Origin of the sequence: Archangium violaceum Cb vi76, from assembly GCF_000733295.1 — a bacterium.
In the GTDB taxonomy this organism is placed as follows: Bacteria; Myxococcota; Myxococcia; order Myxococcales; family Myxococcaceae; genus Archangium; species Archangium violaceum.
This window is the reverse complement of record NZ_JPMI01000378.1, coordinates 222,845-233,583: the sequence shown is the minus strand read 5'-3', so window position 1 is coordinate 233,583 and position 10,739 is coordinate 222,845. Positions and strand designations below refer to the sequence as shown.

Annotated in this window: 10 protein-coding genes; 7 read left to right on the top strand and 3 right to left on the bottom strand. The window is 70.9% G+C overall.

Annotated features, from left to right (window positions below; all coding sequences use genetic code 11):
• On the bottom strand, nucleotides 1-1,576 hold a 1,576-nt coding region (locus Q664_RS47145; protein ID WP_043412557.1), incomplete at its 3' end, for a serine/threonine protein kinase.
• Nucleotides 1,577-2,046: 470 nt separating this feature from the next.
• Between Q664_RS47145 and Q664_RS47140 the strand changes: the two genes are divergently transcribed.
• From Q664_RS47140 to Q664_RS47120, 5 genes are read left to right on the top strand one after another with little or no spacing between them, the layout of a single operon-like run.
• Entirely contained in the window at nucleotides 2,047-2,745 is a 699-nt protein-coding gene (locus Q664_RS47140) for an ABC transporter ATP-binding protein (RefSeq protein ID WP_043412556.1), read from the top strand.
• A complete protein-coding gene (locus Q664_RS47135) occupies nucleotides 2,742-5,294 on the top strand; it encodes an ABC transporter permease (RefSeq protein WP_043412555.1) in 2,553 nt (850 codons plus the stop codon). The genes Q664_RS47140 and Q664_RS47135 overlap by 4 nt, the downstream gene beginning before the upstream one ends.
• A gap of 4 nt (nucleotides 5,295-5,298) precedes the next feature.
• Entirely contained in the window at nucleotides 5,299-6,477 is a 1,179-nt protein-coding gene (locus Q664_RS47130) for a lipocalin-like domain-containing protein (protein WP_043412553.1), read from the top strand.
• Between the two features lie 44 nt (nucleotides 6,478-6,521).
• The gene (locus Q664_RS47125) at nucleotides 6,522-6,977 is read left to right on the top strand and encodes a hypothetical protein (protein ID WP_043412552.1); all 456 of its coding nucleotides are present in this window, start codon (nucleotides 6,522-6,524) and stop codon (nucleotides 6,975-6,977) included.
• Between the two features lie 29 nt (nucleotides 6,978-7,006).
• Complete coding sequence (locus Q664_RS47120; protein WP_043412551.1) at nucleotides 7,007-7,423, top strand: hypothetical protein; 417 nt, start codon at nucleotides 7,007-7,009, stop codon at nucleotides 7,421-7,423.
• Here Q664_RS47120 and Q664_RS57085 read toward each other — a convergent pair.
• Nucleotides 7,420-8,127 (bottom strand): MBL fold metallo-hydrolase, encoded by a 708-nt coding sequence (locus tag Q664_RS57085; RefSeq protein WP_052519583.1) that lies wholly within the window; start codon nucleotides 8,125-8,127, stop codon nucleotides 7,420-7,422. The two genes, Q664_RS47120 and Q664_RS57085, sit on opposite strands and share 4 nt — an antisense overlap.
• Before the next feature lie 277 nt (nucleotides 8,128-8,404).
• Between Q664_RS57085 and Q664_RS58610 the strand changes: the two genes are divergently transcribed.
• Nucleotides 8,405-8,614, top strand: coding sequence for a hypothetical protein (locus Q664_RS58610; protein WP_043412549.1), 210 nt, complete (start codon nucleotides 8,405-8,407; stop codon nucleotides 8,612-8,614).
• 8 nt (nucleotides 8,615-8,622) lie between these two features.
• Here the strand turns inward: Q664_RS58610 and Q664_RS47105 are convergent, their stop codons facing one another.
• Complete coding sequence (locus tag Q664_RS47105; RefSeq protein WP_043412547.1) at nucleotides 8,623-9,153, bottom strand: FHA domain-containing protein; 531 nt, start codon at nucleotides 9,151-9,153, stop codon at nucleotides 8,623-8,625.
• 98 nt (nucleotides 9,154-9,251) lie between these two features.
• Here Q664_RS47105 and glpK point away from each other — a divergent pair, with 98 nt between their 5' ends.
• Nucleotides 9,252-10,736, top strand: a complete 1,485-nt coding sequence (gene glpK, locus Q664_RS47100) for a glycerol kinase GlpK (RefSeq protein WP_043412544.1) — start codon at nucleotides 9,252-9,254, stop codon at nucleotides 10,734-10,736.
• Nucleotides 10,737-10,739 lie beyond the last annotated feature (3 nt).

The following is a 10,739-nucleotide window of genomic DNA, read 5'->3' as shown; positions in this document are numbered from 1 at the left end:
CTTCGGTGAAGCGGCCGTACACCCGCCCCTCCTTGACGTAGAGCTTCCCGGTGAGGCGGGTGTTGTTCGGCAGCGCCACCTTCTCGCCCTTGCCCCACCGATCAGCCCCCGTCTCCCAGTCTCCCCCCACGCGCAGGGTCGCGTCCTCCTGGACGAGCACGGACATTCCCCGCACGCTGCTCCAGTCCACGCTCTTCACTTCCCCCAGGCTCAAGCCGAGCGTGTTCTTCATCGTCTCCAGGGCTCCGGCGGGACACGCCTGGGGCGGCGGAGCGGGGCGCTCGGACGGTACCTGCTGCGGCGTGCCCATGCAGGCCTGGAGCGCGGCGCCGGTGAGTCCAAGACATGCGGTGCGCACGGCGGCTTTGCGGCGCTTGGAGGTGGCTTGGGGCTGGGGGTCAGACGTCTGCGGCTGCTTCACGGGGGCACTGTCCTTTCGGAGCGCCAGCGACGGGGCGGCGGCCGGGGGAGGAGGCGCCTCGGCAGGAGGCGCGGCCACGGCCCGCACAGGTTCCGGCGTGGGCTCCTCCGGCGCCACTTCCTGGCTGGAGCCGAGCCACCAGGCCCCCAACGCCACCGCCAACCCCACGCCCACCACCGCCAGGAGTCGGCCCCAGCGTGCCCGGGGCTTCTCCGGACGCCGCCGCTCCGGGTACAGCACCCGCGCCCAGTCCACGTCCGTCCGGGCCCGCAGCTCCTCCAGTTCCTTGCACAGCGCCACCGCGCCCGGGTAGCGCGCCTCCGGTGTCTTGGCCAGCAGCCGCAGGCACACTTCCTCCACCGCCAGGGGCACCCGTGGGTTGACGAGGTGCGGCGGCAGCGGCTCGCGGTGCAGCACCGCCTCCACGTCCTCGCCTCCGTGCTCGGCGGGACGGAAGGGAAAGCGGCCCGTCAGCAGCCGGTAGAGCACCACGCCCACCGCGTACAGGTCATCCCCCACCCCGGCCCGGTAGTGCGCGCCCGGCTCGCCCGCGTGCGCACGGCCATAGGCCCAGGCCTCGGGGGCGCGGTAGGCCGGCGTGCCCGGAGGAAACATCCCCTTCGTCAGGGTGGGGCACGCCGGGTGCCAGCCCACCCCGAAGTCCACCAGCACCGCCTGCCCGGTGCTCTGGCTCACCAGGATGTTGGCCTCCTTCACGTCCCGGTGGAGCACGCCCGCCTCGTGCGACACCGCCAGCGCGCTCGCCACCTCCAGCACCCGCTCCATCACCTCGCCCACGGTGCGCCCGCCCGCCAGTCCCCACGCGTCCAGCGTGGGGCCCTCCACCATCTCCATCTTCACCCACAGGTAGCGCGGGTTCTCCAGCGGCCACTTCCCCGCGCCCAACTGGCGCACGAGGTTGGGGTGGTTCAGGCGCGTGCCCAGCAACATCTCACGCCAGGCGCGCTCGGCCCGCTCGGGGCCCTCGTCCAGCGGCAGCAGCTTGAGGGCGGACACGTAGCCGCTGGGGCTGCGCACCCGGTACACCGTGGCGAAGCCGCCACGGCCCAGCACCCCCTCCACCACGTCTCCGCCAATGACGGTACCCACGGGCAGTGGAGACGTGTCGTCGGGCGGATTCAGGGCGGCAACCATGCCGGCGAGGAGGGGGGGCTCGGGGCTGGGGGATGGCGGATGTGTGGACACGCGGGGCCTACCTCGGAGGACCTCAACGTATCAGGTCGCGCGGCCCCGCCGCGGCCACGGTTCCCCTCTCCTCACTCGTTGATGTCAACGAGCATCACACATGCACCCACACCACTCGTTGACGTCAACGAGTGCGGTGAACCTTGGCGGGTTCACGTTTCGTCCAGTCAGCGGTTGCGGATGAACCCGGGACGGCAGTGCTTGCCCGCTCCAGCTCAACACCCCCCCAAGACACTCGCGCGCTCGGGCAAACACCTTGGCCCGAGGAACCGTGCGCCCCGCCCGCACATCCGCTTCCGGGAACACGACCAACTCCTGCCCCGGACCGCACGGCATCCCCCAGGCCGGGCAGGCTGACGAGGACCTGGTTCACACGGAACGTGCGTGTCCGTCGCGCATCCGTTAGGGACTCCCCGCGCATGCCCCCCGCCCAGCCCGTTGTCGAGCTCCAAGACGTCTCCAAGTCCTACGCCGAGGGCGATGCCGTCCGCGAGGTGCTCGCCAACGTGCGAATCACCCTGCACGCGGGCGAGTTCATCGTGCTGCTCGGCCGCAGCGGCTCGGGTAAATCCACGCTTCTCAATCTCATCAGCGGCATCGACCTGCCCTCGCGGGGCACGGTGCGCGTCGATGGCCGGGAGCTCGTCACCCTGAGCGAGCACGAGCGCACCCTGCTGCGCCGCGAGCGCATCGGCTTCATCTTCCAGGCCTTCAACCTGCTGCCCACCCTCACCGTGGAGGAGAACATCCTCCTGCCCCTGGAGCTCACCGGCCGCGACGGCCTCGACTCACGCAACCGCGTGCGCGAGCTGCTCGACACCGTGGGGCTCGGCAACCGGGCCGCGAGCTTCCCCGACCGGCTCTCGGGTGGTGAGCAGCAGCGGGTGGCCGTGGCCCGCGCGCTCGCCCATACCCCTCCCCTGCTCCTCGCCGATGAGCCCACCGGCAACCTCGATGAGCAGACGGGGCGCAAGGTGCTGGACTTGCTCGAGGGACTCACGCGCCGCGAGAAGGCCTGCGCGCTCATCGTCACCCACGACCCCGGCCTCGTCGCGCGAGCGGACCGGGTGCTGTCATTGGAAGCGGGCCGGCTCGTCGAGCGGGAGGCCCGCGCGTGAAACAGCGTCTCCTGATCCGCTCCAGCCTGCGCCACCTGGGCAGCCACCCGTGGCTCACCGCCCTGTCCCTGCTCGGCATCGCGCTCGGCGTGGCGGTGGTGGTGTCCATCGACCTCGCCAACGCGAGCGCCATGCGCGCCTTCGAGCGCTCCACGGATACGGTGGCGGGCCGCGCCACCCACCAGCTCGTCGGTGGGCCCTCGGGGCTGCCCGAGTCCGTGTACCGCGACCTGCGTCTCCAGCCCGGCGCCCCCGTCTCCGCTCCGGTGGTGGAAGGCCACGTGCGCGCGAGGAGCGGAGATCAGCGCATCCTCACCGTCCTGGGAGTGGATCCCTTCGCCGAAGCGCCCTTCCGCTCCTTCGTTCCCCGAGGCGGTGGCAGGGTGGACATGGGCGCCTTCCTCACCGAGCCCGGCGCCGCCCTCATGACCGGGCGCACGGCCCGGGCGCTGAACGTGAAGGCCGGAGACCCGCTCCAGGTGGCCATGGAGGGCGTGGTGAAGCCACTGCGCGTGGTGGCGCTGCTCCAGTCCGGGGACGAGAACCGTGCCCAGGCGATGGAGGGCCTCGTCCTCACCGACATCTCCACTGCGCAGGAGGTGCTCGGACAGGTGGGGCGCCTCTCGCGCATCGACCTGAAGCTGCCGGACGGAGAGGCCGGTGAGGCCCGGCTGGCGAGCCTGCGCCCGCTGCTGCCCGAAGGCGTCGAGGTGATCCGGCCCCACACCCGGGGCAACGCGGTGGAGCAGATGACGCGGGCGTTCCGCACCAACCTCACCGCCCTGTCGCTGCTGGCGCTCGTGGTGGGGACGTTCCTCATCTACAACACGATGACCTTCTCGGTGGTGCAGCGGCGCGAGCAGCTCGGCCGGCTGCGCGCGGTGGGCATCACCCGGCGCGAGCTCTTCGCCCTGGTGCTCGGCGAGGCGGCGGTGCTGGGCATGGTGGGCACGGTGGCGGGACTGTTGCTGGGGGTGGTTCTCGGGCGCGGGTTGATGGAGCTCGTCACCCGGACGCTCAACGACCTGTACCTGGTGGTGAGCGTTCGGAGCCTCTCGCTGGAGTCCTTCACGCTGGTGAAGGGCGTGCTGCTGGGCCTGGGCGCGACGCTGGCCGCCGCGATGCTGCCCGCGTGGGAGGCCGCGCGCTCGGCACCCGCGGTGACGCTGCGCCGCTCCATGCTGGAGGACGTGTCGCGCAACCGGGCGCCCCGGCTCGCGTTGCTGGGACTGGTCATCCTCGCGCTGGGCGTGGGGCTGCTGTCCCTGCCCACGCCCGAGCTGCTGCCGGCCTACGCGGGCCTCTTCTCGGTGCTGCTCGGCGCGTCGCTGCTGGTGCCCTGGTTGACGGCGAAGCTGGCGGGACTGGCGGCGGGTCCGCTGGGACGTCCCTTCGGGCTGCTGGGGCGCATGGCGGCGCGAGGCGTGACGTCGAACCTCAGCCGCACCGCCGTGGCGCTGGCGGCGCTGATGGTGGCGGTGGCCACCACGGTGGGCGTGGGCCTCATGGTGACGAGCTTCCGCGGCACGGTGGCGGACTGGCTGGAGTCCTCGCTGGAGGCGGACGTCTACGTGTCCCCGCCCGCGCTCGTCACCCGGCGGGGTGGCGCCACCTTCGCGCCGGGACTCGCCGAGCAGGTGCGCGCCACGCCCGGAGTGGCCAGCAGCAGCACCCTCCGCACGGTGCAGGTGCGCGTGGACGGGGTGCCCACGGACGTGCGCGCGGTGGACTTCGGTGCCACACCGGTGCGCCCCTACCGCTTCAAGGAGGGAGACCCGGCGCGCGTGTGGAAGGAGCTGGAGGCACCGGACGCCGTCCTCGTCTCCGAGCCCCTCGCCTTCCACCGCCGGCTGGGCGTGGGCGGCACGGTGGAGCTGGCCACGGACCAGGGCCCGCGCCGCTTCCGCGTGGTGGGCGTGTACTTCGACTACGGCTCGGACACGGGCACGGTGCTGATGCTCCGGAGCACCTACCTGCTCCACTTCCAGGACGCACGCGTGAGTGGCGTGGCCCTCTACGCCGAGCCCGGGCAGGACGTGGACGCGCTCGTGGCCCGGGTGCGCGAGCGCGCCGGCACCGGGCAGGCGCTCGGCATCCAGTCCAACCGCGCGCTGCGCCAGCTGTCCCTGGAGGTGTTCGACCGCACCTTCACCATCACCCACGTGCTGCGGCTGCTCGCGGTGGGCGTGGCCTTCATCGGCGTGTTGAGCGCGCTCATGGCGCTGCAACTGGAGCGGGCGCGCGAGCTGGCGGTGCTGCGCGCCACCGGCCTCACTCCGCGCCAGCTCTGGGGCCTCGTGTCCCTCCAGACGGGGCTGCTGGGCCTGCTCGCGGGACTCTTCTCGCTGCCGCTCGGCGTGGCGCTCGCGTACGTGCTCGTCCACGTCATCAACCAGCGCTCCTTCGGGTGGACGCTGCAACTGCTCGTCTCCGGGGACGTGCTCACCCAGGCGATGGTGCTGGCCCTGGCGGCGGCGGCGCTCGCCGGCCTGTACCCTTCCTGGAAGATGTCGCGCGCCAACCCCGCCCTGGCGCTGAGGGAGGAGTGAGGCGATGCGCGGACGCGGACTCGTCATCGGTGTGACGGTGGTGCTCGTGGGGCTCGCGGCCGGCGCGGCCTACGTCACGCGCGACACGTCGCCGCCCCTGGAGAACGCCCCGACGATGAAGGTGTCGGAGGCGCTCGGCGGGGCCAGCGGCGCGGAGGGCTACACGCGAGCGCTCGAGCCCCGGGAGTTCCACTTCCCCGAGGACCATGGCCCCCACCCCGGCTTCCACACCGAGTGGTGGTACTGGACGGGCAACCTCACCACGGCGGACGGGCACGAGTTCGGCTACCAGTTCACCCTCTTCCGCAGCGCGCTGGCCCCCGGGGAGGCGGAGCGCGCGTCCGCGTGGGGCACCCGGCACATCTACATGGGGCACCTCGCGCTCTCGGACATCACCGGCGGGCGCTTCCACGCCACCGAGCGCTTCAGCCGCGAAGCCATGGACCTGGCGGGCGCGCGCAACGGGCCCTTCCGCGTCTGGCTCGAGGACTGGAGCGCGGAGGCCATCGGAGACGGCGTCCTGCCCCTGCGGCTCACCGCCCGGAGCGGGAACGTGTCGCTGTCACTGGAGCTGGAGGCTGGCAAGCCGCCGGTGCTCCAGGGGGACCGGGGCCTGAGCCAGAAGGGACCCCAGAAGGGCAACGCCTCCTATTACTACTCGCTCACCCGCATGCCCACGCGCGGACAGGTGACGGTGGACGGCCGCGCGTACGAGGTGACGGGGCGGAGCTGGATGGACCGCGAGTGGGGCACCAGCGCGCTCGGCCAGGAGCTGGTGGGCTGGGATTGGTTCGCGCTCCAGCTCTCGGACGGCGGCGAGCTCATGTACTACCAACTGCGCCGGCACGACGGCACGGCGGACGCGTTCAGCGCGGGCACGCTCGTCCCCTCCGAGGGAGCACCGGTGCACCTGTCGCGCCAGGACATCCGGTTGGAGGTGGCGGACACCTGGACGAGCCCCCACAGTGGCGTGGCGTACCCGGCGCGCTGGAAGCTCTCGGTGCCGTCGAGAGGTCTGACACTGGACATCACACCCGCGCTCGCGGACCAGGAGTTGCCGGTGAGTGTGCGCTACTGGGAAGGCGCGGTGCGCTTCTCGGGCACCCACGCGGGCCAGCCGGTCCAGGGACGTGGTTATGTCGAGTTGACGGGATATGGCGACACTCCCGTACGAGGGCGTTGAGGGAGTGCCCCCGTGTAGACTCGTATCCAACGGGGGGTAGCACCATGTCGCAGCCGCACGAGTGGAGCTTCGGGACACACCGGGCCTGGTTCGAGCCCCCCGACGTGCTGTGGATGAAGATTCGCGGCGCGACGTCGCTGGAGGACGCCATCACCATCCTCGAGCTCTACCGCGAGGTGGGCAGCCAGCAGCGCTTCTTCCTGGTGACGGACCTCTCGGAGGCCACCACCGTGGACCTGAAGGCGCGGGACCACGTCTCCTGGAACTTCCACGCGGACTGGTTCCACGGCGCCATCTACATCGGAGCGGGACTGATGCAGCGGGCGGTGGCCACCAGCATGAGCTTCTTCCACTCCCTCACGGGCCAGCAGACGCGGCCGCAGCACTTCGTTCCGACAGAGAACGATGCACGCGTGCTCATCGCCGAGGAACGCTCCCTGCTGGACAAATACAGCGGGTCCGCGCGTGGCACCGCTCGCCCTCTCCACCCTGACGGGTAGGATGCCGCGCAACCGTTCTCGGGGGAGACATGACCATCCAACGCGAGTGGAAGTTCGGGACCCACACCGCCCATTTCGAACAGCCGGACATCCTGTGGGTGAAGATCCACGGAGAGACCACGCTGCAGGACGCCATCGCGTTGTCGGAGCTCTACGGTGAGCTGGGCAACAAACACCCCTACTTCGTGGTGACGGACCTCACGGACGCCACCTCCGTCGAGACGGAGGCCCGGGAGCACGTCTCCAAGAGCATCAATCCCGGCTGGTTCCTCGGCTCCGTCTACATTGGCGCGGGCTTCGTGCAGAAGGCGGTGGCCAAGAGCCTGGCCTTCGTGCACGCCATGACGGGCAAGCTCACCTTCGACATGCACTTCGTCGCCACGGAGCCAGAGGCGCGCGAGCTCATCGCCCGCGAGCGCACCCAGCGCAACACGCGCGTGGCCTAGAAGACGGCCATCTGCTCGGCCGGCTCGTCACGCGCCTCCAGCGGGCGCGTGTTGTAGGCCAGTGCCTCCTCCAGGCGCGCGGGCTTCTCGGCGCGCGGAGTCGTCATCAGCCGGATGAAGGCCTCGTGCTCCAACCGCAGGCGCGGGTTGGTGAGGCGCTCGTGGGCGATGGTGCTGAACGTCCGGCCGCCATAGTCGTGCGCGGGGAAGACGAGTGTGTCCTCGGGCAGCGACAACAACCGCTGGAGGCTGAGGTACTCGGCCTCGGCATCGCCCGTGGGCAGGTCCGTCCGGCCCGTGGCGCCGATGAGCAGCGTGTCGCCGGTCAGTACCCGGTCCTCCATCACCAGCACCAGCGCGTCCGAGGTGTGCCCCGGGCTGTCCCAGACGGTGAGGTGCACGTCGCCCACCGCGAGCACCTCGCCCTCGCGCAGCAATCGCCGCACCGAGCCCTCCGGAGCCCCCGCGTGCACCGCGCCCGTCATCCGGGACAGCTCGCGGCCTCCGGACAGGTGGTCCGCGTGCGTATGGGTGTCCACCACCATCATCAGCCGGAGCTGGTCCTTCGCCAGCCGCTGCATGTAGCCGGGCACCAGCTCCAGCACCGGGTCCACGATGAGCGCCTGGCGCGTTCGCGGGCTGACGATGAGGTACGTGCGGCAGCTCGCCCCGCCGTTCAGCTCCTCGAAGATGAAGCCCTTCATCCACTCCCTCCCTCTCCCGGGTGGCCCACCCCCACCGGGACAGGGACAAGGTAGGCACTGCCCGCCCATCGCACGGCCGGACGAACCTCCGCGGGCCCCGAGACGCCGTCTGGTGGACATGCGTTGTCCGAAGGGGTGCTTTCGTCCGAAGGGCGAGCAGGCGGGCGGCCAGGCCCCGGCCCGTCCGCGGGCTGTCCCCGGCCACCGCGGCCCCCAGCTTGAGGGACACCGCACCCCGGGAATGGACCCGTGGGCGATTCCACACAGGAGCGACAGCATGGCCCTCGCCAAGAAGGCACTCGGCGCTTTGATTCTCTCGAAGTTCTTCCAGCGGCCCCGCGTTCCCTGGTACCGGCGCAACACCCTGGCCCGGCGCCCCGCCGCGAACTTCCTCCTCGGCCTCACCCCGCTGGGCCGCTTCAGCCTCGGGGGGCTCGCGTTACTGTCCGCGCGCCGCTTCATGGCCCGCCGGCAGCTTCCCGCCTGACGCAATCCCTAGCGGGACACGGGGGCGGCCATGGCCAGGTGCGCGTGGAGCGTGTCGGTGCGCACGTAGAGGAACTGCGCGTCGCCGAAGGACAGGCCGTCCCCATCCACCAACTGCTGCTCCTGCTCCCCCAGGGCGATGGCGTTGACGAAGGTGCCGTTCATCGAGCCCGCGTCGCGCACGAAACAGTTGCCGTCCGCCGCGCTCCAGCGCACGAGCGCGTGGAACTTGGAGACGGACGGATCATGGATGACCAGGGAGCTCGTCTCCAGCCGGCCCACGGCGAACACCTCGCCATCCGTCTTCGGATTGAGGAAGAGGACCTGCAGGTGCTCGAAACCCTGCAGCATCGCCATCAACCGGTCCGCCAGGCGCGAGCGGTGGGCCATGAACACCGTGCGCGCCCCGCCCATCTGCTGGGCCACCCGCTGGAAGACGGGCGCGGGAGGCTGCTGGATGAGCGCCACCGGTCCGTGCTCGGACTGGAACGTCCTCACATCCACCTGGGGCAGCGCCCGTAATTCCTTCACAGAAGGCATGGCGCGCAGGCTAGGCGTCCACGCCGCGCGTGCCAAGAGCCCAGGCTCGGGTATGTTGCGCCCGCACACCACCCAGGCAGCCTCAGGAGGCTTCATCCATGGCGAAGGCGAAGTACGTGCTGGCAGTGGACCAGGGCACCACCGGGACGCACGTCTCCATCCTCGACGACAAGCTGCGCGTGGTCGGGAGCTCGTACCGCGAGTTCACCCAGTACTTCCCCAAGCCCGGTTGGGTGGAGCACGACCTGGAGGAAATCTGGACCAGTGTCGAGCAGTGCATCCGCCTGGCGCTGAAGGACGCGGGGCTGGCGGGCAAGGACCTGTCCGCGGTGGGCATCACCAACCAGCGCGAGACGTCCGGCCTGTGGCTGCGCGACGGTGGCAAGCCCCTGAGCCACGCGATTGTCTGGCAGGACCGGCGCACCTCGGAGCACTGCGCGAAGCTGCGTGAGCAGGGCGAGGAGGACCGGGTGCGGCGGACGACGGGCCTGGTGTTGGACCCGTACTTCTCGGGCACGAAGCTGACGTGGATGCTGGAGCACGTGAAGGGGGCCCGCAAGCGCGCCGAGAAGGGGGATGCGTGCTTCGGCACCGTGGACACGTGGCTCGTCTACAAGCTGACGGGAGGCCAGTCGCACGTCACGGACGTGTCCAACGCCAGCCGCACGCTGCTGATGGACGTGAACCGGCTCGAGTGGAACGAGGGCATGCGGACGCTCTTCGGCGTGCCGGCGGCGTGCCTGCCGGAGATTCGCGGCTCGGCGGAGAGCTACGGCACCACGCGGGGCATGAAGAGCCTGCCGGATGGCATCCCCATCAGCGGCATGGCGGGAGACCAGCAGGCGGCGCTCTTCGGGCAGGCGTGCTTCAACCCGGGCGAGTCCAAGTGCACCTACGGCACCGGGGCCTTCCTGTTGATGAACACGGGCGAGACGCCGGTGGCCTCGAAGGCGGGGCTGCTCACCACGGTGGCGTGGAAGATCAACGGCAAGACGGCCTACGCGCTGGAGGGCAGCTCCTTCATCGCCGGGGCCGCGGTGCAGTGGCTGCGGGATGGGCTGAAGGTCATCAAGAAGGCGGGGGACGTGGAGCCGCTGGCGGCGAGCGTGAAGGAGAGCGGGGACGTGGTGTTCGTCCCGGCGCTGGCGGGCCTGGGAGCGCCGCACTGGAGGCCGGAGGCGCGCGGGCTCTTCGCGGGCATCGACCGCTCCACCACGGTGGCGCACCTGGCGCGCGCGGCGCTCGAGGGCGTGGCGATGCAGATCCACGACCTGGCCGAGGCCATGCGGCGTGACAGCGGGCGGGAGATTCCGTCCTTCAAGGTGGACGGAGGCGCGTCGGCCAACAACCTGATGATGCAGTTCCAGGCGGACATGCTGGGGACGGAGGTGGTGCGTCCGCAGAACCTGCAGACGACGAGCCTGGGGGCCGCCTTCCTGGCGGGCCTGGGAGCGGGCGTATGGAGCGGCACGGACGCCATCCGCCGCGCCTGGAAGGTGGGCAAGGTCTTCAAGCCGAAGATGAAGCCCGAGGTGCGTGAACGGTACCTGACCAAGTGGCGGCGCGCGGTGGAGCGCGCCTGAGAC